The sequence below is a fragment of the Streptomyces sp. NPDC029836 genome, from assembly GCF_055574495.1.
The window spans coordinates 920249-944693 of sequence record NZ_JBVHZI010000002.1; the positions used below are offsets into that span (position 1 = coordinate 920249).

Annotated in this window: 18 protein-coding genes; 10 read left to right on the forward strand and 8 right to left on the reverse strand. The window is 73.1% G+C overall.

Features of this window, described 5'->3' with window-relative positions:
- Nucleotides 1-34: 34 nt before the first annotated feature.
- From ACZ4XJ_RS09930 to speB, 5 genes are all read right to left on the reverse strand, one after another.
- On the reverse strand, nucleotides 35-3952 hold the full coding sequence (locus tag ACZ4XJ_RS09930; RefSeq protein ID WP_468495834.1) for an ABC transporter ATP-binding protein: 3918 nt from the start codon (nucleotides 3950-3952) through the stop codon (nucleotides 35-37).
- Nucleotides 3953-4032: 80 nt separating this feature from the next.
- Nucleotides 4033-4455 carry a PIN domain nuclease gene (locus tag ACZ4XJ_RS09935; protein WP_362879141.1) on the reverse strand — a complete coding sequence of 141 codons (423 nt, stop codon included), beginning with the start codon at nucleotides 4453-4455 and terminating at the stop codon, nucleotides 4033-4035.
- Nucleotides 4452-4661 carry a type II toxin-antitoxin system VapB family antitoxin gene (locus ACZ4XJ_RS09940; RefSeq protein ID WP_362879143.1) on the reverse strand — a complete coding sequence of 70 codons (210 nt, stop codon included), beginning with the start codon at nucleotides 4659-4661 and terminating at the stop codon, nucleotides 4452-4454. The genes ACZ4XJ_RS09935 and ACZ4XJ_RS09940 overlap by 4 nt, the downstream gene beginning before the upstream one ends.
- Nucleotides 4662-4723: 62 nt before the next feature.
- Nucleotides 4724-6406 (reverse strand): thiamine pyrophosphate-binding protein, encoded by a 1683-nt coding sequence (locus tag ACZ4XJ_RS09945; RefSeq protein ID WP_468495835.1) that lies wholly within the window; start codon nucleotides 6404-6406, stop codon nucleotides 4724-4726.
- Between the two features lie 5 nt (nucleotides 6407-6411).
- Nucleotides 6412-7377, reverse strand: a complete 966-nt coding sequence (speB, locus tag ACZ4XJ_RS09950) for an agmatinase (protein ID WP_281210177.1) — start codon at nucleotides 7375-7377, stop codon at nucleotides 6412-6414.
- A 116-nt stretch (nucleotides 7378-7493) separates the two neighbouring features.
- Here speB and ACZ4XJ_RS09955 point away from each other — a divergent pair, with 116 nt between their 5' ends.
- The 5 genes from ACZ4XJ_RS09955 to ACZ4XJ_RS09975 all read left to right on the forward strand — a co-directional run bounded on the left by ACZ4XJ_RS09955 (nucleotide 7494) and on the right by ACZ4XJ_RS09975 (nucleotide 13877).
- Complete coding sequence (locus ACZ4XJ_RS09955; protein WP_468495836.1) at nucleotides 7494-8951, forward strand: PucR family transcriptional regulator; 1458 nt, start codon at nucleotides 7494-7496, stop codon at nucleotides 8949-8951.
- 180 nt (nucleotides 8952-9131) lie between these two features.
- The gene (locus tag ACZ4XJ_RS09960) at nucleotides 9132-10643 is read left to right on the forward strand and encodes a cytochrome ubiquinol oxidase subunit I (RefSeq protein WP_468495837.1); all 1512 of its coding nucleotides are present in this window, start codon (nucleotides 9132-9134) and stop codon (nucleotides 10641-10643) included.
- Between the two features lie 197 nt (nucleotides 10644-10840).
- Entirely contained in the window at nucleotides 10841-11998 is a 1158-nt protein-coding gene (locus ACZ4XJ_RS09965) for an acyl-CoA dehydrogenase family protein (RefSeq protein ID WP_362879151.1), read from the forward strand.
- Between the two features lie 6 nt (nucleotides 11999-12004).
- Nucleotides 12005-12895 carry an acyl-CoA thioesterase gene (locus tag ACZ4XJ_RS09970; RefSeq protein ID WP_362879153.1) on the forward strand — a complete coding sequence of 297 codons (891 nt, stop codon included), beginning with the start codon at nucleotides 12005-12007 and terminating at the stop codon, nucleotides 12893-12895.
- 67 nt (nucleotides 12896-12962) lie between these two features.
- Nucleotides 12963-13877 carry a cation diffusion facilitator family transporter gene (locus ACZ4XJ_RS09975; RefSeq protein ID WP_362879155.1) on the forward strand — a complete coding sequence of 305 codons (915 nt, stop codon included), beginning with the start codon at nucleotides 12963-12965 and terminating at the stop codon, nucleotides 13875-13877.
- Between the two features lie 269 nt (nucleotides 13878-14146).
- Here ACZ4XJ_RS09975 and ACZ4XJ_RS09980 read toward each other — a convergent pair whose 3' ends face one another.
- Both ACZ4XJ_RS09980 and ACZ4XJ_RS09985 read right to left on the reverse strand, forming a co-directional pair.
- Nucleotides 14147-14953, reverse strand: a complete 807-nt coding sequence (locus tag ACZ4XJ_RS09980; protein ID WP_468495838.1) for a phosphatase — start codon at nucleotides 14951-14953, stop codon at nucleotides 14147-14149.
- Nucleotides 14954-15009: 56 nt separating this feature from the next.
- Nucleotides 15010-15588 carry an SACE_7040 family transcriptional regulator gene (locus tag ACZ4XJ_RS09985; protein ID WP_362879159.1) on the reverse strand — a complete coding sequence of 193 codons (579 nt, stop codon included), beginning with the start codon at nucleotides 15586-15588 and terminating at the stop codon, nucleotides 15010-15012.
- Nucleotides 15589-15686: 98 nt separating this feature from the next.
- On the opposite strand from ACZ4XJ_RS09985, the gene ACZ4XJ_RS09990 reads away from it, so the two are divergent.
- From ACZ4XJ_RS09990 to ACZ4XJ_RS10010, 5 genes are all read left to right on the forward strand, one after another.
- On the forward strand, nucleotides 15687-17303 hold the full coding sequence (locus ACZ4XJ_RS09990) for a carboxyl transferase domain-containing protein (protein WP_384000762.1): 1617 nt from the start codon (nucleotides 15687-15689) through the stop codon (nucleotides 17301-17303).
- Between the two features lie 16 nt (nucleotides 17304-17319).
- Nucleotides 17320-19335 carry an acetyl/propionyl/methylcrotonyl-CoA carboxylase subunit alpha gene (locus ACZ4XJ_RS09995; protein WP_468495839.1) on the forward strand — a complete coding sequence of 672 codons (2016 nt, stop codon included), beginning with the start codon at nucleotides 17320-17322 and terminating at the stop codon, nucleotides 19333-19335.
- On the forward strand, nucleotides 19332-20267 hold the full coding sequence (locus tag ACZ4XJ_RS10000; RefSeq protein WP_362879163.1) for a hydroxymethylglutaryl-CoA lyase: 936 nt from the start codon (nucleotides 19332-19334) through the stop codon (nucleotides 20265-20267). The genes ACZ4XJ_RS09995 and ACZ4XJ_RS10000 overlap by 4 nt, the downstream gene beginning before the upstream one ends.
- 7 nt (nucleotides 20268-20274) lie before the next feature.
- Nucleotides 20275-21438 (forward strand): acyl-CoA dehydrogenase family protein, encoded by a 1164-nt coding sequence (locus ACZ4XJ_RS10005; protein WP_468495840.1) that lies wholly within the window; start codon nucleotides 20275-20277, stop codon nucleotides 21436-21438.
- A 147-nt stretch (nucleotides 21439-21585) separates the two neighbouring features.
- Entirely contained in the window at nucleotides 21586-22620 is a 1035-nt protein-coding gene (locus tag ACZ4XJ_RS10010) for an ABC transporter substrate-binding protein (protein ID WP_468495841.1), read from the forward strand.
- Between the two features lie 223 nt (nucleotides 22621-22843).
- On the opposite strand, the gene ACZ4XJ_RS10015 is transcribed toward ACZ4XJ_RS10010, so the two are convergent.
- Nucleotides 22844-24424: a beta-N-acetylhexosaminidase gene (locus ACZ4XJ_RS10015; RefSeq protein WP_468495842.1), complete on the reverse strand. Its 1581-nt coding sequence runs from the start codon at nucleotides 24422-24424 to the stop codon at nucleotides 22844-22846.
- Nucleotides 24425-24445: the final 21 nt, after the last annotated feature.

A 24445-nucleotide genomic window follows, 5' to 3' on the forward strand; every position in this document is an offset into this window, starting at 1 on the left:
ACGTCCCGCGGCGGTACGCGCGGGCGCGGCCGGATCAGGCCGCCGCCCGCTCGTCCTCCCCGACGAAGGTCCGCCACAGCTGCGCGTAACGGCCGCCGCGGGCCAGCAGTTCGGCGTGGCTGCCGTCCTCGACGACCTGCCCCCGGTCCATCACCACGACCCGGTCGGCGCGGGCGGCGGTCGTCAGCCGGTGCGCGACGACCAGCGTGGTGCGCTTGCCCGCGAGTCGATCGGTGGCCTGATTGACCTGGGCCTCGGTGGCCAGGTCGAGGGCCGCGGTGGCCTCGTCCAGGAGCAGCACGTCCGGGTCGACCAGCTCGGCCCGGGCCAGCGCGATCAGCTGGCGCTGACCCGCCGAGAGGTTGCGGCCTCGTTCGGTGACGATGTGCAGGTAGCCGCCGTCGAGCGTGGCGACCATGTCGTGGGCGCCGACCGCGCGGGCCGCCGCCTCCACCTCGGCGTCGGAGGCCTCGGGTCGCCCGTACGCGATGGCGTCCCGGACCGTCCCCGGGAAGAGGTACGACTCCTGGGGGACGACCCCGAGCCGGTGGCGGTACTCCGTCAGGTCCAGCTCCTTGAGGTCCGCGCCGTCGGCGGTCACCCGGCCGGAGGTCGGATCGTAGAACCGGGCCACCATCTTGACCAGGGTGGACTTCCCCGCGCCGGTCTCGCCGACGAAGGCGACGGTCTGCCCCGCGGGGATCCGCAGGGTGACGCCGGCCAGCGCCTCGCCCGTCTCCCCGCGCTCCTCGGCGGTGCCGTACTGGAAGCGCACGTCCTCGAAGGCGATCTCGCCGCGCAGTTCCCGCACCGCACGGGGTGCGGCCGGGCGCGGGGTGCTGGTGGGCTCGCGCAGCAGGTCCTGGATCCGGCGGAGCGAGACGGTCGCCTGCTGGTAGCCGTCGAAGACCTGGGAGAGCTGCTGGACGGGGGCGAAGAACAGGTCGATGTAGAGCAGGTACGCCACGAGCGCGCCGGTGGTCAGCGTCGCCGCGTCGACCCGGCCCGCGCCGACGATCAGCACGGCGGCCGCCGCGCCCGAGGACAGCAGCTGCACGAAGGGGAAGTACACCGAGATCAGCCACTGGCCGCGCACCCGCGCCTCGCGGTACGCCTCGCTGCGCTCGGCGAACCGGGCGGCGCCGGTCCCCTGCCGGCGGAACGCCTGGACCAGGCGCAGGCCCGCGACGGACTCCTGGAGGTCGGCGTTGACCGTGCCGACCCGGTCGCGGGCCAGCTCGTAGGCGGCGACCGACTTGCGGCGGAAGACGATGGTCGCGAGGACCAGCGGGGGCAGCGTCGCGAAGACCAGCAGGGCGAGTTCGACGTCGAGGACGAGCAGCGCGACGAGGATGCCGAAGAAGGTCAGGACGGAGACGACGGCGGTGACCAGGCCGGTCTGCAGGAACGTCGACAGGGCGTCCACGTCGGTGGTCATCCGCGTCATGATCCTGCCGGTGAGCTCGCGCTCGTAGTAGTCGAGGCCGAGCCGCTGGAGTTGCGCGAAGATCTTGACGCGCAGCGAGTACAGCACCCGCTCGCCGGTGCGCCCGGTCATCCGGGTCTCGGCGAACTGCGCGACCCACTGGCCGAGGACGACGACGAGGGCGAGCCCGGCGGCCACCCACACCGCGCCGAGCGCGGCCTGTTCGACGCCCTGGTCGATGCCGTGCCGGATCAGTACGGGCAGCAGCAGTCCGGAGCCCGCGTCGAGGGCGACCAGGCCCAGGCTGATGGCGAGCGGCGCCCAGAAGCCGCGGAGCAGCCGGCGCAGCCCGTAGCTGTCCTCGGCGGAGGCGGCGGCGTTCTCGTCCACCTCGGGGCGGTCGTCGGTGGGCGGCAGCGCGGCCACCTGGGCGAGCAGTTCGGGGGTCGCGGGCATCCCGGCGACGGCTCCGGCCATCGAGTGCCCGGCACCGGGGGCGCGGGGCGCTCCGATGGCGGCGGCCGGGGCGGCGGCGGCCTTGTCGTCCTCCTGGCGGCGCCACAGCTCGGGGGTGACTCCGTCGCTGACCCGGCGCTTGGCGTTGACGGGCTCGGAGTCGATCTCCGCTTCGAGTTCGAGGTCCCGTTCCAGGTCCCGGTCGGCGCCGCGTTCGAACTCGGCGGCGGCCGGCGCGTCGGGGGTGCGGGGGGAGCCGGCCCCGAGGGCCTCGGGGTCGGTCAGCAGCCTGCGGTACAGGGCCGAGCGGCGTTCCAGTTCCTCGTGGGTGCCGATGTCGGCGAGCCGGCCGCGGTCCAGGACGGCGATCCGGTCGGCGAGGGCGAGGGTGGAGCGGCGGTGGGCGATGAGCAGGGTGGTGCGGCCGGCCATGACGGACCGCAGGGCCTCGTGGATCTCGTGCTCGACGCGGGCGTCGATGGCGGAGGTGGCGTCGTCGAGCAGCAGCAGCCGGGGGTCGGTGAGCAGGGCGCGGGCGAGCGCGATGCGCTGGCGCTGGCCGCCGGAGAGGGTGAGTCCCTGTTCGCCGACCGTGGTGTCCCAGCCGGCGGGCAGGGCCTCGATGAAGCCCTCGGCCTGGGCGGCGCGGGCGGCGGCGCGGATCTCCTCGTCCGTGGCGTCGGGGCGTCCGTAGGCGATGTTCGCGCGGATGGTGTCGGAGAAGAGGAAGGAGTCCTCGGGGACGAGCCCGATGGCGGCGCGCAGCGAGTCGTACGTCAGGTCGCGCACGTCGTGGCCACCGACCCGGACGGTGCCCGCGTCGGGGTCGTAGAACCGCGGCAGGAGCAGGGAGACGGTGGACTTGCCGCTGCCGGAGGCGCCGACGACGGCGACGGTCTCGCCCTCGGCGACGGTGAGGGAGAACCCGTCGAGGACGGGCCGCTCGGGGTCGTACCCGAAGCGGACGTCGTCGAACTCGACGGTGCCGGGCGCGTCGGCGGGCAGTTCGGTCGCGCCCTCGCGGATGACGGGTTCGGTGTCGATGAGCTCGAAGACGCGCTCGGCACCGGCGCGGGCCTGCTGGGCGACGGTGATCACCATGGCGAGCATGCGGACGGGGCCGACGAGCTGGGCGAGGTACGTCGAGAACGCGACGAAGGTGCCGAGGGTGACGCGGCCCTCGGTGGCCATCCAGCCGCCGAGGGCGAGCATGGCGACCTGGGCGAGCGCGGGGACGGCCTGGAGCGCGGGGGTGTAGCGCGAGTTGAGGCGGATGGACCGCATCCGGCCGCCGAACAGCCGGCGTCCGGCGGCGCGCAGCTTGCCGGTCTCCTGGTCCTCCTGGCCGAAGCCCTTGACGACGCGGACGCCGGTCACGGCGCCGTCGACGACGGAGGCGACGGCGGCGGCCTGGCCCTGGGCGTACCAGGTGGCGGGGAAGAGCTTCTTGCGGCTGCGCTTGGCGATGAACCAGAGGGCGGGCGCCATGAGCAGGGCGACGAGGGTCAGCAGCGGCGAGAGCCACAGCATGATCCCGAGGGATATCCCGAAGAGCAGGAAGTTCCCGATGGTCATCGGGAGCATGAAGAGCAGGCCCTGGATCAGCTGGAGGTCGCTGGTGGCCCGGCCGACGACCTGGCCGGTGGACAGCTCGTCCTGGCGGCGGCCGTCGAGGCGGGAGATGGTCTCGTACATGTCCGTGCGCAGGTCGTGCTGCACGTCGAGGGCGAGCCGGCCGCCGTAGTACCTGCGGATGTAGGTGAGGACGTACACGAGGACGGCCGCGGCTATGAACATGCCGGCCCAGGGGGCCATCTCGCGGGACTTGTCGCCGACGACGTCGTCGATGATCACTTTGGTGACCAGCGGTACGAGGGCCATGACGGCCATGCCGGCCAGTGAGGATCCGAGCGCGAGCAGGACGTTGGTCCTGTACCGCCAGGTGTAGGCCGTCAGTCGCCTGCCCCAGCCCAGTTTGCCGCCGGCCGCCGTCTGTCCCGCCGTCACGTGGTGCCTCCCCGTCGCTGCTGTCCTGCCGCCTCCCCCAACGCGCCGACCGGCGGATTTCATCCCGCCGCAACAATCGCACCGGTGTCCGGACGCCGCGAGCGGGGCATACTCCGGTCGGCGCAGGCCGGGGGGCCGGGGGACTAAACAGTTCCGGGGCGGGCGGCCCAGCGCGTGGGCTGGCCGGTGACCCGAGCGATGGTGTCGAAGTCCCTGTCGTAGTGGAGCAGGGTCAGGCCGGTGAGCTCGGCGGTCGCCGCGACGAGGAGGTCGACGGGTCCCGCGCTGCGGTGCTCGCCCCGGTCCGTGAGAAGCCGCTGGACCGCGCGGGCGCGCACGTACGCACCGTCGGGCAGGGGAGCCCAATTGAACAGTTCTCCCAGCAGGGCTTCCTTCTCCAAGCGGTCCGCGAGCGAGCGGGCGGAGAAGAGGATCTCCAATTCGGAGATCTCACAGATGCCGATCACCCCTTCCGCGAGGTGGTCCTGCCAGGCCTTGCGCACATCCTCGTTGGTCAGGATGCGGGCGACGGCCGACGTGTCGATGAGGTGGGTGACGGCGCTCATCGACGGTAGTTGGCCTTGTCCAGCAGCACGTCGAAGTCGCCGCCCTGGCCCATTTCCACAAGGCGCTCCAGCGCCTTCAGCCTCTTGTGGCGTCGGGCCACCTCCTGCAGGGCGGCGTTGACCGTGTCCTTCTTCGACTTGGTGCCCAGTATCGATGCGGCTTCGGCGAGTGCCTCGTCGTCCACTTCGACGTAGAGGTTGGACATATATGCCCCCTAGCTCTGTTTCATATGAAGCATAGGGAACGGAACCGGACCGGGCAACGGGATCAGAGGTGCGTCGGGGCGAACATCTTCAGGGTGGTCGGCAGGACCAGGACCGAGGGGCCCGGGGTGGCGAGGGCCTTGGCGAGGTCCTCGCGGAGGGTGGCCGGGGTGGTGGTGGTGGCCGGGACGCCGAAGGAGCCCGCCAGGGCGACGAAGTCGGGGCGGGTGAGTTCGGTGCCGGTCGGGGTGCCGTAGGCGTCGGTCATGTAGGCGCGCAGGATGCCGTAGCCGCCGTCGTCCACGATGAGCCAGGTGACGTCGAGGTCGTGCTGGCGGGCGGTGGCCAGCTCGGCGATCGAGTACATGGCGCCGCCGTCGCCCGAGACGGCCAGCACCGGGGTGCCGGGTTCCGCGAGGGCCGCGCCGAGGGCCGCCGGGAAGGCGTAGCCGAGGCCGCCGGCGCCCTGCGCCGAGTGCATGGTGTTGGGGTGCTCGGCGTCGAAGGCGGACCAGGCCCAGTAGGACAGGATCGTCATGTCCCAGAACGACGGGGAGCGGGCCGGCAGGGCGGCGCGGATCGAGCCCAGGAGGCCCTGCTCCAGGGTGACGTCCTGGCCGGCGAGGCGGGCCGCGATGTCGGCGAGCAACAGGCGGACCCGCTCGGGGGCGGTCGGGTCCTCGCGTTCGGGGACGGTCTCCAGCAGGGCCTGGAGCGCGAGGCGGGCGTCGGCGTGGATGCCGAGGGCCGGGTGGTTGGACTCCAGCTTGCCGAGGTCGGCCTCGATCTGGACGACCCGGCCCGTCGGGAAGAACGTGTGGTAGTTCGAGGAGAGTTCGCCGAGGCCGGAACCGACCACCAGCAGGACGTCGGCGTCCTCCAGGAAGTCCGTCATGTGCCGGTCCTCCAGCCAGGACTGGAGGGACAGCGGGTGCGTCCAGGGGAAGGCGCCCTTGCCGCCGAAGGTGGTGACGACGGGCGCGTTCAGCCGCTCGGCGAGCTGCTTGAGCTTGCCGGCGGCGTCGGCGCGGACCACTCCGCCGCCCGCGATGATCACCGGGCGGGAGGCGTTCGCCAGCCAGTGCGCGGCCACCGCCGTCAGCTCGGGGCGCGGCGCGAGTTCGTGCGGGGTCGCGTCCATGCCGGTGACCTGCGGGATCACCGTCGGGGCGGCCAGTACGTCCTCGGAGATCTCGACCCAGACCGGGCCGAAGGGGGCCGTCAGGGCGGATTCCCAGGCCTCGGCGATCACCGAGGGGATCTGCGAGGGGGTGCGGGCGGTGTGCACCGACTTGACGACCTCGCGGAAGGAGGCGGCCTGGTCCCGCAGCTCGTGCAGGTGGCCGCGCCGGCCGCCGCCGAGGCCCGGGGTCGGGACCTGGGAGGAGATCGCGAGGACGGGCGCCGAGGCGGCCGCCGCCTCCGCCAGCGCGGGCAGCGCCATCAGGGCGCCCGGCCCGGTGGAGAGCAGCAGCGGGACGGCCTCGCCGGTGATCCGGCCGTAGGCGTCGGCGGCGAAGCCCGCGTTGTTCTCCGTACGCAGGCCGACGAGGCGCAGGCCGGAGCGGCCGACGGCGTCGAAGAGGGCCAGCGCGTGCTGGCCCGGCAGCCCGAAGACGGTGTGGGCGCCGAGCGAGTGCAGCGTTTCCACGACCAGGTCCCCGCCGGTGCGGCCGGGCGGCGGCGCGAGGGCGGCCGTCGTCTGGGCCTCGGTGGGTCGGAGTACCAGGTCGTGGTCGTGCGTCACTGTGCTTACTTGCCCTTCGCCTGCGCGATCTGACGGCTCATGATCGTGGTGAGCTCGTACGCGGTGTGCGAGGCCGCGACCGAGGTGATCTCGGCGTGATCGTACGCCGGGGCGACCTCGACGACGTCGGCGGAGACGAGGTTGCAGGACGACAGGCCGCGGATGATCTCCAGCAGCTCGCGGGAGGTCATGCCGCCCGCCTCGGGGGTGCCGGTGCCGGGCGCGTGGGCCGGGTCGAGCACGTCGATGTCGATGGAGATGTACAGCGGGCGGTCACCGATGCGCTGGCGCAGCTGGTCGGCGACCTCGTCGGCGCCGCGGCGGTAGACGTCGGCGGAGGTGACGATGCCGAAGCCCATCTTGGCGTCGTCGTCCAGGTCCTGCTTGCCGTACAGCGGGCCGCGGGTGCCGACGTGGGACAGCGCCTCGGTGTCGAGGATGCCCTCCTCGACGGCGCGGCGGAACGGGGTGCCGTGGGTGTACTCGGCGCCGAAGTAGGTGTCCCAGGTGTCGAGGTGCGCGTCGAAGTGGAGGAGCGCGACCGGGCCGTGCTTCTTCGCGACGGAGCGCAGCAGGGGCAGGGCGATGGTGTGGTCGCCGCCGAGGGTCATCAGGCGGGAGCCGTTGCCGATGAGCTCGTCGGCCGCGGCCTCGACCGTCTCGACGGCCTCGTTGATGTTGAACGGGTTGCAGGCGATGTCACCGGCGTCCGCGACCTGGGCGAGGGCGAACGGGGAGGCGTCCTGGGCCGGGTTGTACGGCCGCAGCAGGCGGGAGGCCTCGCGGATGGCGTTGCCGCCGAAGCGGGCGCCGGGGCGGTAGGAGACACCGGAGTCGAAGGGCACGCCGACGACGGCCACGTCGGCCTTGCCCCCGACCTCGTCGAGGCGGGGCAGCCGGGCGAAGGTCGCGGGGCCCGCGTAGCGCGGGATGCGGGAGGAGTCGACGGGGCCGCGCGGCTGCGTGCTCATGGGGGAGTGCCCTTCAGGTGGTCCTACGGTGCGGTACTTCGAGCGTACGGGGACGGTTCGGGCGCGAGCAGTGTACGTTTCATCCACTGTTGGCCTTGTCGATGTACGGAGTGGCCATGGAGGCTCCCCCCACCCCGCCGGTCCCCCTCGCCCGCCTCCTCACGGACGCGGAACTGGGCCTGCGGCTGCTGACCGGGCCCGCGGAGGCGGAGGTCCACGGGGTCCACGCCTCGGAGATGGCGGACCCGTCCCCGTACCTGCTGGGCGGCGAACTCCTGCTGACGGCGGGGGCCGAGTTGGCGGGCGGACCCGAGGGCGCGGGGCTCGTGGACGCCGGGACGTACGCGGCCCGGCTCGTCCGGGCCGGCGTGGCGGCCGTCGGGTTCGGCGTGACGCCGGTGCACGGGACGGTGCCGCCGGAGTTGGTGGAGGCCTGCGCGCGGCACGGGTTGCCGCTGGTGGAGGTGCCGCCCGGTACCCCGTTCACGGCGGTCGGTCGGGCCGTGTGGCGGCTGATGGCGCGGGCCCGTACCGCCGAGCTGCGCCGGGTGACGGAGGCGCAGCAGTCCCTGGCGGCGGCGGCCGCCCGGCCGGATCCGGTGCCGGCGGTGCTGTCCCGGTTGGCGGCCGCGCTGGGCGGCCGGGCCGCCCTGCTGGCCCCGGCGGCGGACAGCGCGGGCCGACCGGCCGGCGCCGCGCAGCAGCCCGTCTCCGCCGGGGCGCCGGTCGGGGACGACGTGCGGGCGGCGCTGGAGGGGCTGGCGGCGCGGGTGGCCCCGGGGTCCGCCGCGACCGCCACCGACACGCTGGGCGGCACGCACCTCGCCGCGTACGCGGTGGGCGGCGGCCGGACGCTGGTCCTGGCCACGGGGGCCCGGGCCCCCGGGGACCACACGATCGCCTCCGTCGGCGCCGTGCTGCTGACCCTGCTCACGGCGGGCCGCCCGGCCGGGGACGAGGCGGCCGCCCTGACCCGGCTGCTGCTGGACGGCGATCCGGCGGCGGCCCTGTCCCCGGGCCCCTGGTACGCCGTGCACGCGCGGGGCGGCACCGGCCCGCAGGCCCTCGCCGCGGCGCTGGGCACCGCGTTGCTGGACCCGCGCCCCGACGGCGTGCGCCTGCTCACCGACCGGCAGCCCGCACCGCAGCCCGGCTGGCGGCTCGGGGTGAGCGCCGCGGCGCCGCCCGGGGGGCTGCGGACCGCCGACGCGCAGGCCCGGCGGGCCCTGGAGCGCGCCGAGGCGGCCCGGTCCCCGCTCGCCCGGCACACGGACCCCGGGCTGTCGGGGCTGGTCGGCGAGGCGGAGGCCCGCGCGCACGCCGCCGCCCTGCTCGCGCCGCTCTCCCCCGTCCTGCGGGGGACGCTGCGCGGCTGGCTGGCCCACCACGGCGGGTGGGACCGTACGGCCGCCGCCCTGGGGGTGCACCGCAACACGGTGCGCCAGCGCGTGGCCCGCTGCGCGGACCTGCTGGAGCGGGACCTGGACGACCCGGACACCCGGATGGAACTGTGGTTCGCCCTGCGCCGGGAGCCGCCCGCGCCGGCCGGCGAGCCGGCGGACCGACCGGACTGACGGGGGTGCGGCCCTGGCCGACCACCTCGCGAAGCCCGCGAGCCGACTCCCCCCGGGGCGGTCGCGGGTGCGGGTCGGCCGTCCGGCGTAACCCCGGGGCCGTCCGGCCGTCGTTGCCGGGCCGGGGGTGCGGGCGGGGGCGAGAGTGTGGGTCCGCGGCGAGGTGAGGATGGACCCCTAATGGACCTGGCTCTGGCCTTCGACACGCTGGCCCGGTGGCAGTTCGGCATCACCACCGTCTACCACTTCCTGTTCGTCCCGCTGACGATCTCCCTGTCGACCCTGGTCGCCGTCCTCCAGACGGCGTGGGTGCGGACCGGGAACGAGAAGTACCTCGGCGCCACGAAGTTCTGGGGCAGGCTCTTCCTCATCAACATCGCGATGGGTGTCGTCACCGGCATCGTCCAGGAGTTCCAGTTCGGCATGAACTGGTCCGACTACTCGCGCTTCGTCGGGGACGTCTTCGGGGCGCCGCTGGCCCTGGAGGCCCTGATCGCCTTCTTCTTCGAGTCCACCTTCATCGGCCTGTGGATCTTCGGCTGGGACAAGCTGCCGAAGAAGATCCACCTCGGCTGCATCTGGGCGGTGTCGATCGGCACCATCCTGTCCGCCTGGTTCATCCTCGCCGCCAACTCCTTCATGCAGCACCCGGTCGGCTACCGCATCGACGAGGGGCGCGGGCGCGCCGAACTCACCGACTTCTGGCTGGTCCTCACCCAGAACACCACCCTGGTGGTCGTCCACCACACGCTCTCCGCCGCCTTCCTGACCGGCGGCGCCTTCGTGGCGGGCATCGCGGCCCTGCACCTGCGGCGCGGCCGGCACGTGCCGGTGATGCGCACCTCGCTGCGGTTGGGGATGGTGACGCTGCTGGTCGCCGGGGTGCTGGTCGCCCTCAGCGGGGACAGCCTCGGCAAGGTGATGGTGCAGCAGCAACCGATGAAGATGGCCGCCGCCGAGGCCCTGTGGGACGGCCAGACGTCCGCGCCGTTCTCCGTCTTCGCCATCGGCGACGTCTCCGAGGGGCACAACACGGTGGAGTGGTCGATCCCCGGGCTGCTGTCGTTCCTGGCGGAGGGCAACTTCACCGCGTACGTGGCGGGCATCAACGACACGCAGACGGCCGAGGTGGCGAAGTACGGACCCGGTGACTACCGGCCCGACATCCCGGTCGCGTTCTGGGGCTTCCGGTTCATGATGGGCTTCGGCATGACCTCGTTCGCGATCGGCGCCGTGGGCCTCTGGCTGACCCGCAAGAAGGTCCTGCTCGATCCGGGGCTGCGGACCGGCGAGGACGAGGTGCCGCACCTGGCCGTGACCCGGAGCCGGACCCTGGGATCCCTGCTGACCACCTGGTACTGGCGCGCGGCGGTGTGGACCCTGGCCTTCCCGCTGATCGCCAACTCCTGGGGCTGGATCTTCACCGAGACGGGACGTCAGCCCTGGGCGGTCTACGGGGTGCTGCGCACCGGCGACGCGGTCTCGCCGAACGTCTCCCACGCCGAGGTCATCGCCTCGATGTCCGCCTTCACCCTCCTGTTCGCCGTGCTCGCGGTGATCGAGGTCAAGCTGCTGGCGAAGGCCGTGATGGCCGGCCCGCCCGAGCTCACGCCCGCCGACCTCACCCCGCCCCGCCGGGTCGGCGGGGACGACGACCAGGACCCGGACCGGCCGATGGCGTTCTCGTACTGAGGGCGGGTACCGGAGGCACGGGGGGACGGCGCGCCGAGGCACCGGGGGAAGGCGCCCCGGGGTGACGGACGGCACCGCCCCGTACCCGGACCGGGCGCCACCGGCTCTGGACAGGGCGGACAACCCGCCGGTAACTTATTCTGAGCAAGCGCTTAGGCACAAGCGGCGGACCGCCGCGACCGAAGGGAGCCGGCCCAGTGCGCCGTACCGTTTTCAACGAGGACCACGAGGCGTTCCGCGAGACCATCCGCGCCTTCATCGAGGCCGAGGTCGTCCCCGTCTACGACGACTGGTTCCAGGCGGGCCAGGCTCCCCGCGACTTCTACTACAAGCTCGGCGAGCTGGGCGTCTTCGGCATCAACGTGCCCGAGGAGTTCGGCGGCGCGGGCCTGGACACCCACAAGTTCGAGGCCGTCCTCTACGAGGAGACCTCGCGCGCGGGCGTGAACTTCGGCGGCTCCGGCGTGCACGTGCTGCTCGCCCTGCCGTACATCAAGATGCTCGGCAACGACGAGCAGAAGAAGCGCTACCTCCCGAAGTTCGTCTCCGGTGAGGAGATGTGGGCCCTGGCGATGACCGAGCCGGGCACCGGTTCCGACGTCGCGGGCATGAAGACCACCGCCAAGCTCTCCGAGGACGGCACCCACTACGTCCTCAACGGCTCCAAGACCTTCATCACCGGCGGCGTGCACGCCGACCGCGTGATCGTCTGCGCCCGCACCTCCGCCCCGCGCGAGGACGACCGCCGCTTCGGCATCTCCCTCTTCGCGGTGGACACCAAGTCCGAGGGCTACTCGATCGGGCGCAAGCTCGACAAGCTCGGCCTGCGCACCTCCGACACCGCCGAGCTGGCGTTCGTCGACGTGAAGGTGCCGGTCGAGGACCTGATGGGCGAGGAGAACAAGGGCTTCTACTACCTCGGCGCCAACCTGCCCTCGGAGCGCTGGGGCATCGCCTTCGGCGCCTACGCGCAGGCCAAGGCCGCCGTCCGGTTCGCCCAGCAGTACGTGACCGACCGCACCGTCTTCGGCAAGCCGGTCGCGCACTTCCAGAACACCAAGTTCGAACTGGCCTCCTGCCAGGCCGAGGTGGACGCCGCCGAGGCGGTCGCCGACCGCGCCCTGGAGGCCCTGGACGCCGGCGAGCTGACGGCCGCCGAGGCCGCCTCCGCGAAGCTGTTCTGCACCGAGGTCGCGCACCGCGTCATCGACAAGTGCCTCCAGCTGCACGGCGGCTACGGGTACATGAACGAGTACCCGATCGCCCGCCTGTACGCGGACAACCGCGTCAACCGCATCTACGGCGGCACCAGCGAGGTCATGAAGTCGATCATCGCCAAGTCGATGGGTCTGTAAGTCCCCTTGACCGAGCTCGACGAGAACGAGGCGCTCACCGATCTCCTCGATCTGCTCGACCTGGAGCAGATCGAGGAGAACATCTTCCGCGGCACGAGCCGGCAGTCCCTCGTGCCGCGGGTGTTCGGCGGGCAGGTCGCGGCGCAGGCACTGGTCGCGGCCGGCCGGACCGTGCCCGCGGACCGGACCGCGCACTCGCTCCACTCGTACTTCCTGCGCGCCGGTGACCCGGGCGCGCCCATCGTGTACTCCGTCGACCGGATCCGCGACGGGCGCTCCTTCACCACCCGTCGCGTGGTCGCCGTCCAGCACGGACAGCCGATCTTCCACCTCTCCGCGTCCTTCCAGACGTACGAGGAGGGGTTGGACCACCAGGCGCCGATGCCGGCGGCGCCCGACCCGGAGTCCCTGCCGACCGCCGCCGAGTCCCTCCCCCTGTACCGGGACGTCTTCCGGGACCCGGGGACCGTGGAGCGGCTGGTCGCGGCCCGGGCGGCGGTGGACCTGCGGTACGCGACGACCCCGCCGTGGGGCAGCGTCGGCGAGCCGGTCGAGCCGCGCTCGCAGGTGTGGTTCCGCACCGGCGGCAAACTCGCGGACGACCCCCTGCTGCACACCTGCCTGGCCACGTACGTCTCCGACATGACCCTGCTGGACTCGGTGCTGCTCGCGCACGGCCGGGGCGGCTGGGCGGTGGGCGACGTGGTCGGTGCCTCGCTGGACCACGCCATGTGGTTCCACCGGCCCTTCCGCGCCGACGAATGGCTCCTGTACGACCAGGAGTCCCCCTCGTCGGCGGCCGGCCGGGGCCTGGGCCAGGCCCGGATCTGGACCCGGGACGGCCGACTGGCGGTCACCGTCATCCAGGAGGGCGTCGTGCGCGTACCGCGCGCCTGAGCCCGCCCGGTCGCGGCGCCGGGTGTCGCTGGCCTCGCGGCCCCGGGGCCGGACATACCGTCACGTCATGCCCGAACAACCCGAAAGCGTCGCCACGGTGGTCGTGGCCACCGTCACCAACCTCGGGATCGCCGCCGCGAAGGCGGTCGCCGGGGTGCTCGGCGGGTCCAGCGCCATGCTGTCCGAGGCGGCGCACTCGGTCGCCGACACGGTGACCGAGGTCCTGCTGCTGACCGCCCTCAAGCGCAGCGCCCGACCGGCCGACGAGGCGCACCCGCTGGGCTACGGCCCCGAGCGCTGGATCTGGGCGCTGCTCGCCTCGATCGCGACGTTCGCCGGCGGCGCGGTCTTCGCGGTGTACGACGGCGTCCACACGCTGGTGCACGGCGAGGATCCGGGCGACCCGACGCTGTCCTACGTCGTCCTCGCGGTCGCCGCCGTCCTGGAGGGCTGGTCGCTGCTGGTGGCGTGGCGCCAGGTGCGCGGCGAGGCGCGGCGGATGCGGGCGCCGCTGGGCCTGTACGTGAAGCACACCCCGGACACGGCGGTGAAGGCGGTGCTGCTGGAGAACGCGGCCGCGCTGATCGGGCTTGCGCTGGCGGCGGGCGGCCTGCTGGGGGCTCAGCTGACGGGTTCGGGCGTGTACGACGGGGTGGCGTCGCTGCTGATCGGCCTGCTGCTGGTGTGGGTGGCGTGGGAGCTGGGGCGTTCGAACGCGCAGTACCTGATCGGGCGGCCGTTGCCCGCGGCGATGCGGGACGAGGTCCGCGAGGAGCTGCTGTCGGTGCTGCACATCGAGGCGGTGCTGGAGCTGACGACCCTGGTGCAGGGTCCGGACGAGGTGCTGATCGCCGCGAAGGTCGACTTCCACGACCTGGCGTCGGCCCGGCAGGTGGAGACGGCCTGCGAGGTGGCGGAGGCCCAGTTGCGCGAGCGCTTCCCGGCGATCCGCCGCGTCTACCTGGACCCGACGCCCTCCTGAGGGCCCGACGGCCCGTTCGGCCGCGCCGGCGGCGGGTCCCGCGGGGCGGCCCGGAGGGTCCGGCAGCCGGCCGGGGACCGCGCGGGTCGCCGGAGAGCCCCACCGGCTGCCGCGGCCCGGCGGCACGCTGATCGCGGGGAACCTCGTGCTCGGTCCGGCGGCCGAGGTCGGCCGCCCACCGGCCGATCCGGCCCGTTGGGCGCACCGCTCCCTCAGCGGGACGGCGCTGTGCGTCGAGCGCTGGTCCCCGCGCCCCGGCCGGAGCCGGTTCAGGCGTCGAGCAGGCCCGCCGCCGCCAGCAGGTAGGCCGTCATGGGGTCGTAGAAGCGCGGGTCGCGGACGTGGTCGTCCAGCGGGACCGCCACCTGGAGGGTGCCCTCGGCCTCGCCGAGGAAGAGCGCCGGGTCGTTGCAGTCGGCGTAACCGGCGGCGTCGATGCCGCGCTGGGCCGCGCAGCCCGCCCAGCCGTGGTCGGCGACGACGAGGTCGGGCAGGTCCCGGCCGTCGGCGGCGAGCCCGTCGAGGATCGCGGCCATCGGGGCCGGGGAGTGGGTGTGCCACAGGGTGGCCCCGCGCTCCTGCACGGCGACGCCCGCGAACTGCCACACGGAGCCCTGGTCGGCGGTGAGGCCCCTTGGGATGACGACGATCTCGCAGCCGGCCGCCCGCAGGGCGTCGGCGGTGGCGCGGTGGACGTCGAGGAGGCCGCCGGGGTGGCCGGTCGCGAACAGGACCCGCTGGCGGTCCAGGGCGGCCTTGTGCAGGCGGGCGGCGAGCCGTTCGAGGCCGGACACGGTCAGCTCGGGGTCGATGGTGTCCTGGCCGAAGCGGTGCGAGGGGTCGTCCACGACTCCGCAGCGCTCGGCCATGACCGCGAGCACGTCCTGCTCGTCGCTCCAGCGGTCCCCGAGCTCCAGGCCCAGCCAGTAGTGGCGGTCCCCGTTGGCGAGCTTGCGGTAGTGGCTCAGGTTGTTCTCGCGCGGGGTCGCGACCTCCCCCGCGATCCGCGTGCGGACCAGGTGTTCGACGAGTTCGGCGCGGCTGGGTACGGGCGTCTCTATCGGCATGGCGCCCATTCTGCCGCCGTCGGGCCGGAGCCGTCCGCTCCGTCCCGGACGTCGGACACCCGGGGTCAGTCCGACAGCGCCCCGAAGGCGCCGTTGGCCATGCGCCGCAGCAGGGACTCGGTGGCGTCGCGGCCGAGGGCGGCGAGGTGGGGGGTGGAGTTGAGGAGGCCGAAGACCGCGTGCACGGAGACGCGCACCTCCGCTTCGCCCACCCGGGGGTGCAGTTCCCGTACGACCGCCACCCACAGCTCCACGTACTGGCGCTGGAGCTGGCGCACGAGCTTGCGGTCGGCGTCCCGCAGCCGGTCCAGTTCCCGGTCGTGGAGGGTGATCAGCGCCCGGTCGTCGAGTGCGAAGTCGATGTGGCCCTCGACGAGGGAGGCGAGGAGCTCCACCGGGTCCCCGGCGGCCTCCTCGACGCGCCGCCGTCCGCCGGTCAGCAGGCGTTCGCTGATGCCGACGAGCAGTTCGGCCAGCATGGCGTCCTTGCCCGCGAAGTGCCGGTACAGGCCGGGGCCGCTGATGCCGACCGCGGCCCCTATCTCGTCCACGCCCACGCCGTGGAAGCCGCGCTCCGCGAAGAGACGAGCGGCCTCACTGAGGATCTGCTCGCGACGGGTCGGGGCGGCCGCTCTGGTGCTCATGGGAATCCATTCTAGACAGGGCCGTTAGCGCTCGTTAACCTGAGGGCGAGAGAGTTAACGCTCACTAACAGCATGCACCGAGCAAGGGAGCTCGACCGATGCAGCAGGCACCAGTGCTGACGAGCGCCGCGGACCCGGCGTCCGAGGCCTGGCGGACCAATGAGGCCGCCCACCGCGAGCTGACCGAGGGCCTGCGCGCCCGGCTCGACGCGGCCCGGCTCGGCGGTGGCGAGCGGGCCCGCGCCCGCCACACCGCGCGCGGCAAGCTCCTGCCCCGCGACCGCGTGGACACCCTCCTGGACCCGGGGTCCCCCTTCCTGGAGCTGGCCCCGCTGGCCGCCGAAGGCATGTACGGGGGCGCGGCCCCGGCCGCCGGGGTGATCGCCGGCATCGGACGGGTCAGCGGCCGCGAGTGCGTCATCGTCGCGAACGACGCCACCGTCAAGGGCGGCACGTACTACCCGATGACCGTCAAGAAGCACCTGCGCGCCCAGGAGGTGGCCCTGGAGAACCGTCTCCCCTGCCTCTACCTGGTCGACTCGGGCGGCGCCTTCCTGCCCATGCAGGACGAGGTCTTCCCCGACCGGGAGCACTTCGGCCGGATCTTCTACAACCAGGCCCGCATGTCGGGGGCCGGGATCCCGCAGATCGCGGCCGTCCTCGGGTCCTGCACGGCGGGCGGGGCGTACGTCCCGGCGATGAGCGACGAGGCGGTCATCGTGCGCGGCCAGGGCACGATCTTCCTCGGCGGCCCGCCGCTGGTGAAGGCCGCGACCGGTGAGGTCGTCACCGCCGAGGAGCTGGGCGGCGGCGAGGTCCACTCCCGGGTCTCCGGCGTCACCGACCACCTCGCGGAGGACGACGCGCACGCGCTGCGGATCGTCCGGAACATCGTGGCGACCCTGCCGGAGCGCGGGGCCCTGCCCTGGTCGGTGGAGGCTCCCGAGGAGCCCAAGGTGGACCCGTACGGGCTGTACGGCGCGGTCCCCGTCGACTCCCGCACCCCGTACGACGCGCGGGAGATCATCGCGCGCGTCGTGGACGGCTCCCGCTTCCAGGAGTTCAAGGCCGAGTACGGCCAGACCCTGGTCACCGGCTTCGCGCGGATCCACGGGCACCCGGTCGGGATCATCGCCAACAACGGCATCCTGTTCTCCGAGTCCGCCCAGAAGGGCGCCCACTTCATCGAGCTGTGCGACCAGCGCGGCATCCCGCTGCTGTTCCTCCAGAACATCTCCGGCTTCATGGTCGGCCGGGACTACGAGGCCGGTGGCATCGCCAAGCACGGCGCCAAGATGGTCACGGCCGTCGCCTGCACCAGGGTCCCGAAGCTGACCGTGGTCGTCGGCGGATCGTACGGCGCGGGCAACTACTCGATGTGCGGGCGGGCCTACTCGCCGCGCTTCCTGTGGATGTGGCCCAACGCGAAGATCTCGGTGATGGGCGGCGAGCAGGCCGCCTCGGTGCTGGCCACCGTCAAGCGGGACCAGATCGAGGGCGCCGGCCAGGAGTGGCCCGCCGAGGACGAGGAGGCCTTCAAGGCCCCGGTCCGCGCGCAGTACGAGGAGCAGGGCAGCGCGTACTACGCCACGGCCCGGCTGTGGGACGACGGGGTCATCGACCCGATGGAGACCCGGCAGGTGCTGGGACTGGCCCTGACCGCGTGCGCGAACGCCCCCCTGGGCGAGTCGGGCTTCGGCATCTTCCGTATGTGACGTGAGGACCTCACTGATGTTCAGCACTGTTCTGGTCGCGAACCGGGGCGAGATCGCGGTCCGGGTCATCCGCACCCTGCGGGAGCTCGGCGTGCGCTCCGTGGCCGTCTTCAGCGACGCCGACGCCGACGCCCGGCACGTGCGGGAGGCCGACACGGCCGTCCGGATCGGCCCGGCGGCGGCCGCCGAGAGCTACCTGTCCGTGGAGCGGCTGCTCGACGCGGCGCGCCGCACGGGCGCCGAGGCCGTCCACCCCGGCTACGGCTTCCTCGCCGAGAACGCGGCCTTCGCCCGGGCCTGCGCGGAGGCGGGGCTGGCCTTCATCGGCCCGCCGGCCTCGGCGATCTCCCTGATGGGCGACAAGATCCGCGCCAAGGAGACGGTGCGGGCGGCCGGCGTCCCGGTGGTCCCCGGGTCCTCCGGCAGCGGCCTGACCGACGGGGAACTCGTCGACGCGGCGCGGAAGATCGCCATGCCCGTCCTGCTCAAGCCCTCGGCGGGCGGCGGCGGCAAGGGCATGCGGCTGGTCCGCGACGAGGCCCTGCTGGCCGAGGAGATCGCGGCGGCCCGGCGCGAGGCGAAGTCCTCGTTCGGTGACGACACCCTGCTCGTGGAGCGGTGGATCGACCGGCCCCGGCACATCGAGATCCAGGTCCTGGCCGACGCCCACGGGAACGTGGTGCACCTGGGCGAGCGCGAGTGCTCCCTCCAGCGGCGCCACCAGAAGGTGATCGAGGAGGCCCCCTCGGTCTTCCTGGACGAGGCGACGCGGGCGGCGATGGGCGCGGCGGCCGTGGAGGCGGCCCGCTCGTGCGGGTACGTCGGCGCGGGCACCGTGGAGTTCATCGTCCCCGGCGAGGACCCGTCCTCGTACTACTTCATGGAGATGAACACCCGCCTCCAGGTCGAGCACCCGGTGACGGAGCTGATCACCGGCCTGGACCTGGTCGAGCAGCAGCTGCGGGTCGCCTCCGGCGCCGAACTGGGCTTCGGTCAGGCCGACGTGACGCTGACCGGGCACGCGATCGAGGCCCGCGTCTGCGCCGAGGACCCGGCCCGCGGGTTCCTGCCCTCCGGCGGTACGGTCCTGGCCCTGTCCGAGCTGTCGGGCGGCGCGGTGCGCACCGACTCGGGTCTGACGGCGGGCGTCGACACCGGCTCCACCTACGACCCGATGCTGTCCAAGGTGATCGCGTACGGCCCGGACCGGGCCACCGCCCTGCGGGTGCTGCGCGGGGCGCTGGCGGACACCGTGATCCTGGGCGTCCAGACGAACACGGGGTTCCTGCGCCGGCTCCTGGCCCACCCCGACGTGGTCGCGGGGAACCTGGACACCGGCCTGGTCGAGCGGGACCTCGCCGAACTGCTGCCCGACGGCGTCCCCCCGGAGGTGTACGCGGCGGCGGCCCTGCTGGCGACCGCCCGTCCGGCGCGGACGCCCGGCTGGGTCGACCCGTTCGACGGCGCCGACGGTTGGCGCCTGGGCGGCACCCCGGCCTGGACGGTGCACCACTTCCGGCTCCCGGGCCAGGACCCGGTCGAGGTCCGCACCCGCCCGTCCGGGGCGGGCACCGACCTGCTGACGCCCACCCCCGACGGCGCCGCCGCCACCCCGGGCCACGGCCGGATCGTGGCCCGCGCCGCGGACCGGGTGACCGTCGAACTGGACGGCGTCACCCACACGTTCAGCTGCGCTCCGTCCCCCGAGGGCACCTGGCTGGGCCGGGCGGGCGACTCCTGGCACCTCCAGCGGCACGACCCCGTCGAGGCGAACCTGCGCGGCGGGACGCGCGGCGGCGCCGACACCCTGGCCGCGCCGATGCCCGGCACGGTGACCGTCGTCAAGGTCGCCGTCGGGGACAAGGTCGTCGCGGGTCAGAGCCTGCTCGTGGTGGAGGCCATGAAGATGGAGCACGTCATCTCCGCCCCGCACGCCGGCACCGTCACCGAACTCGACGTCGCGCCCGGCAGCACGGTGGCCATGGACCAGGTCCTGGCCGTGGTCACCGCCGACGAGGAGGCCGGCGAATGAACGGGCTGCCGATGACCGTCCCGGCCCCGGCCGGGCTGCCCGCGCGGGTGCGGATCCACGAGGTCGGCGCGCGCGACGGGCTCCAGAACGAGAAGACGGCCGTGCCCACCGAGGTGAAGGCGGAGTTCGTCCACCGCCTGGCGGCCGCCGGCCTCACCACCATCGAGGCCACCAGCTTCGTCCACCCGAAGTGGGTGCCGCAGCTCGCGGACGCCGAGCGGCTGTTCCCGCTGCTCGCCGACGTCGGGGCGGCGCTGCCGGTCCTGGTCCCCAACGAGCGCGGCCTGGACCGGGCGCTCGCCCTCGGGGCCGACCGGATCGCGGTGTTCGGCTCGGCGACGGAGACCTTCGCCGCGCGGAACCTGAACCGTACGGTCGCCGAGTCCCTGGCCATGTTCGAGCCCGTCGTGGCCCGCGCCAAGCAGGAGGGGGCGCACGTCCGGGGCTACCTGTCGATGTGCTTCGGCGACCCGTGGGAGGGCGCGGTACCGGTCGAACAGGTCGTGGGGGTCGCCAAGGCCCTCCTCGACCTCGGCTGCGACGAGTTGAGCCTCGGCGACACCATCGGCGTCGCCACGCCGGGCCACGTCCAGGTCCTGCTGGCCGAGTTGAACGGGCGGGGCGTGGCCACCGACCGGATCGGCGTGCACTTCCACGACACCTACGGCCAGGCCCTGTCGAACACCCTCGCCGCGCTCCAGCACGGCGTGACGACGGTCGACGCCTCCGCGGGCGGCCTCGGCGGCTGCCCGTACGCCAGGAGCGCCACCGGCAACCTCGCCACCGAGGACCTGGTGTGGATGCTCGACGGCCTCGGCATCGAGACCGGCGTCGACCTGGCCGCCCTCACCGCCACGAGCGTGTGGATGGCCGAACAACTGGGCCGACCCAGCCCCTCCCGTACCGTCCGCGCCCTCTCCCACAAGGAGTAGTCACCCCATGCCCCTCGACCACCGGCTCACCCCCGAGCACGAGGAACTCCGCCGCACGGTGGAGCAGTTCGCCCACGACGTCGTCGCCCCGAAGATCGGCGACCTGTACGAGCGGCACGAGTTCCCGTACGAGATCGTCGCCGAGATGGGCCGCATGGGCCTGTTCGGCCTGCCCTTCCCCGAGGAGTACGGCGGCATGGGCGGCGACTACCTCGCCCTCGGCATCGCCCTGGAGGAGCTGGCCCGCGTCGACTCCTCGGTCGCCATCACCCTGGAGGCCGGCGTCTCCCTGGGCGCCATGCCGCTGTACCTGTTCGGTACGGAGGAGCAGAAGCGGCAGTGGCTGCCGAAGATGTGCTCCGGTGAGGTCCTCGGCGCCTTCGGCCTCACCGAGCCCGGCGCCGGCAGCGACGCCGGCGGCACCCGCACCACCGCCGTGCGCGACGGCGACGAGTGGGTCATCAACGGTTCGAAGTGCTTCATCACCAACTCCGGTACGGACATCACCGGTCTGGTCACCGTCACCGCCGTGACGGGCCGCAAGGCCGACGGCCGCCCGGAGATCTCCTCGATCATCGTCCCGTCCGGCACCCCGGGCTTCACGGTGGCGGCGCCGTACTCCAAGGTGGGCTGGAACTCCTCCGACACCCGCGAGCTGTCCTTCAGCGACGTACGGGTACCGCTGGCCAACCTGGTCGGCCAGGAGGGCCGCGGCTACGCGCAGTTCCTGCGGATCCTCGACGAGGGCCGCATCGCCATCTCGGCGCTCGCGACCGGCCTCGCGCAGGGCTGCGTGGACGAGTCGGTGAAGTACGCGAAGGAGCGGCACGCCTTCGGCAAGGCCATCGGTGACAACCAGGCCATCCAGTTCAAGCTGGCGGACATGGAGACGCGCGCCCACATGGCGCGGATCGGCTGGCGCGACGCGGCCTCGCGGCTGGTGGCGGGCGAGCCCTTCAAGAAGGAGGCGGCGATCGCGAAGCTGTACTCCTCGACCGTCGCCGTCGACAACGCCCGCGACGCCACGCAGATCCACGGCGGGTACGGGTTCATGAACGAGTACCCGGTGGCCCGGATGTGGCGCGACTCCAAGATCCTGGAGATCGGCGAGGGCACCAGCGAGGTCCAGCGCATGCTCATCGCCCGCGAGTTGGGCTTCGGGGGCCAGTAGCGGCGTGACGGGGGCCGGGCGGCGGGTCCGGCCGCCCGGTCCCCGTCCCGCAAGGCCGTCTTCGCACTTCCAGCAAAGGTTAGGCTAACCTTCCTGGCGAACGGCCCTGTGGTCACCTCGCACCCACGCACGAAAGCGGACTTCGACATGCCCAAGCCCCGGACCTCCCCCCTCTCCCGCCGCGGCCTCATCGCCGCCGGTGGCGCCCTCGGCCTCGTCGCGGTCCTGTCCGCCTGCGGGAGCACCGACGCGGCGAAGGACGGTACGGGCACGGACAAGGCCTCCGCCGCCGCGGGCCCGTGGAGCTTCAAGGACGACCTGGGCAAGGACGTCACGACCAAGTCCACGCCGAAGAAAATCGTCGCGTTCACCGGCACGGCCGCCGCGCTCAACGACTACGGCGTCCAGGTCAAGGGCGTCTTCGGCCCCACGAGGACCGCCGACGGCAAGCCCGACGTCCAGGCCGGTTCGCTCGACATATCCAAGGTCGAGATCCTCGGCAACGTCTACGACGAGTTCAACGTCGAGAAGTACGCCGCCCTCCAGCCCGACCTGCTCGTCACCAACACCTGGGACGGCTCGTACTGGTACGTGCCGGAGGCCTCCAAGGACAAGATCCTCAAGCTGGCCCCGGCCGCCGCGATCTCCGTCGGCGGCGACGCCACCCTGGACAAGGCCCTGGAGCGCACCGCGGACCTCGCCAAGTCGCTGGGCGCCGACATGAACACCAAGACCACCGTCGACGCCAAGGCCCGCTTCGAGGCCGCCTCCGCGAAGGTCCGCGAGGCCACCAAGGCCAACCCGGGCATCAAGGTGCTCGTCGGCTCCGGCTCCGCCGACCTCTTCTACGCCTCCACCCCGAAGACCTCCGCCGACCTCAAGTACTTCGAGCAGCTCGGCGTCGAGTTCGTCACCCCGGACAAGGTCGAGGGCGGCTTCTTCGAGAGCCTCAGCTGGGAGAACGCCGGCAAGTACAAGGCCGACCTGATCCTCCTCGACAACCGCACCAGCGCCCTCCAGCCCGAGCAGCTGAAGGCCAAGCCGACCTGGGCCGAGCTGCCCGCCGTCAAGGCCGCCCAGATCGCCCCGCGCGTGACCGAGCCGATCTACTCGTACGACCGCTGCGCCCAGATCCTCGAAGACCTCGCGAAGGCCATCCAGAACGCGAAGAAGGTGGCCTGACCCGACCGGCTCCGGCCACCGCCCCGGGAAGGAAGGATGTCGGGCCCACCCCGTGCCCTGATTCTTAGGTGAGGCTGACCTAAGCGCAACACGTCGTCACGGGACCTGCCCCTGACGGTGGAGCAGGCCCGGGCGGGCGATCGATACGGTCCCTCGATCGCCCGCCCCTGCTTTGTTCCCTCGCGACTCCCGGACTCCCCGGCTCCCCCGCCCCCATGCGTCCTCAGGACCAGGGGACGTCCGGCGCCCGGTGGTAGGTGATCTCCTGGGCGTCCAACCGCGGCCCCTGCGCCGCCAGCCGCTCGCGGTACGAGGTCCAGCCGAGCGCCCCCGCCGGCGACCAGCCCAACTCCGCCAACCCGAGCACCCGCGGGAAGGCCATCAGCTCCCAGTCGCCCCGCTCGGCGATGGTCTCCGTCCACAGCGGCGCCTCCACGCCGAGGACGGCGGATTCCGGGGCCCCGGCCAGGTAGCTCCCCGGGTCCCAGGAGTAGGACCGCTCCACCGGCACGTACCCGGCCCACGCCAGCCCCGGCTTCGTCGTCGTGTCGTACTTCATGTCCAGGTACGCCCGGTCCGCCGGGGACAGGATCACCGGATGCCCGGCCTTCGCCGCCGCCACCACGGCCGCCCTCTCCGCGGCCGGAGTGCGGTCGTGACCCCAGTACTGGATCACCGCGCCCGGCGCCGGCCGCCCCTGCGCGAGCTGGTGCCATGCCACCACGGTCTTCCCGTGCCGGGCCACGACCTCCTGCGCGCGGTCCATGAAGGCCGCGTAGTCGTCGGCCGGCGTCGCGTGCGCCTCGTCGCCCCCGATGTGCAGGTACTTCCCCGGGGTCAGCTCCGCGATCTCGCCCAGCACCTGGTCCACGAACTCATAGGTGCGCTCCTGACCCACGCACAGCGAGCTGAAGCCGACCTTGACCCCGGTGTAGCGCTCCCGCGCCTTCCCGTCGCAGTTCAGTTCCGCGTAGGAGGCCTGCGCCGCGTTCGTGTGACCCGGCATGTCGATCTCCGGGACCACGTCCACGTACCGGCGGGCCGCGTACTCCACCAGGTCCCGGTACTCCTCCTTGGTCCAGTGGCCCCCGGGGCCGCCGCCGACCTCGCTGCCGCCGCCGTACTCCGCGAGCCGCGGCCACGAGTCGATCGCGATCCGCCAGCCCTGGTCGTCGGTCAGGTGCACGTGCAGCGTGTTGATCTTGTACTGGGCCAGCTGGTCGACGTACCTCTTCACCTGTTCCACCGGGAAGAAGTGACGCGCGACGTCGACCATCGCCCCGCGGTACGCGAACCTCGGCGCGTCCGTGACCGTTCCGCCCGGCACGCTCCCCGTCCCGCGCACCGGCACCAGCTGACGCAGCGTCTGCCCGCCGCGGAAGAGCCCCGCCGGGGTCCGGGCGGTCAGCGTCACCCCGGAGGCGGTCGTCCGCAGCCGGTAGCCCTCCGCCCCCAACTCCCGGGCGCCCTCGTCGAGCAGCAGCCGGATCCCCTCGCCCTCCTGGCCGTCGACCACCGGCAGCGGCAGCCCGCTCGGCCCCCGCAGCTGCTCCGCGAGCAGCTCGCCGACCTGGCGGACCTCCTCCCCGGAGCCGGCGCCGGTACGGATGACCGTGCCGGCGCCGAAGTCGTACCCGGCGCCTTCGGCCCGCGCGGAGGCGGGCGCCGGCAGCAGTCGGTCGTAGGGGGCGAGGGCGGCGGGGCGCGGGCCGCCGGGTTTCGCGTCGTCGCCGTGGGCGGCGGTGCAGGAGACGGCCGCGCCGAGGACGAGGAGGGTGCCGAGCGTGCGTCGCAGGACTCTCATGCAGCCCAGGTATAGACCGAA

Bases quoted from the DNA above. Each gene is read 5' to 3' on its own strand.
- ACZ4XJ_RS09930 (WP_468495834.1), bottom strand. From the start codon at position 3,952: ATGAAATCCGCCGGTCGGCGCGTTGGGGGAGGCGGCAGGACAGCAGCG.
- ACZ4XJ_RS09935 (WP_362879141.1), bottom strand. From the start codon at position 4,455: ATGAGCGCCGTCACCCACCTCATCGACACGTCGGCCGTCGCCCGCATC.
- ACZ4XJ_RS09940 (WP_362879143.1), bottom strand. From the start codon at position 4,661: ATGTCCAACCTCTACGTCGAAGTGGACGACGAGGCACTCGCCGAAGCC.
- speB (WP_281210177.1), bottom strand. From the start codon at position 7,377: ATGAGCACGCAGCCGCGCGGCCCCGTCGACTCCTCCCGCATCCCGCGC.
- ACZ4XJ_RS09955 (WP_468495836.1), top strand. From the start codon at position 7,494: ATGGAGGCTCCCCCCACCCCGCCGGTCCCCCTCGCCCGCCTCCTCACG.
- ACZ4XJ_RS09960 (WP_468495837.1), top strand. From the start codon at position 9,132: ATGGACCTGGCTCTGGCCTTCGACACGCTGGCCCGGTGGCAGTTCGGC.
- ACZ4XJ_RS09975 (WP_362879155.1), top strand. From the start codon at position 12,963: ATGCCCGAACAACCCGAAAGCGTCGCCACGGTGGTCGTGGCCACCGTC.
- ACZ4XJ_RS09980 (WP_468495838.1), bottom strand. From the start codon at position 14,953: ATGGGCGCCATGCCGATAGAGACGCCCGTACCCAGCCGCGCCGAACTC.
- ACZ4XJ_RS09985 (WP_362879159.1), bottom strand. From the start codon at position 15,588: ATGAGCACCAGAGCGGCCGCCCCGACCCGTCGCGAGCAGATCCTCAGT.
- ACZ4XJ_RS09990 (WP_384000762.1), top strand. From the start codon at position 15,687: ATGCAGCAGGCACCAGTGCTGACGAGCGCCGCGGACCCGGCGTCCGAG.
- ACZ4XJ_RS09995 (WP_468495839.1), top strand. From the start codon at position 17,320: ATGTTCAGCACTGTTCTGGTCGCGAACCGGGGCGAGATCGCGGTCCGG.
- ACZ4XJ_RS10000 (WP_362879163.1), top strand. From the start codon at position 19,332: ATGAACGGGCTGCCGATGACCGTCCCGGCCCCGGCCGGGCTGCCCGCG.
- ACZ4XJ_RS10005 (WP_468495840.1), top strand. From the start codon at position 20,275: ATGCCCCTCGACCACCGGCTCACCCCCGAGCACGAGGAACTCCGCCGC.
- ACZ4XJ_RS10010 (WP_468495841.1), top strand. From the start codon at position 21,586: ATGCCCAAGCCCCGGACCTCCCCCCTCTCCCGCCGCGGCCTCATCGCC.
- ACZ4XJ_RS10015 (WP_468495842.1), bottom strand. From the start codon at position 24,424: ATGAGAGTCCTGCGACGCACGCTCGGCACCCTCCTCGTCCTCGGCGCG.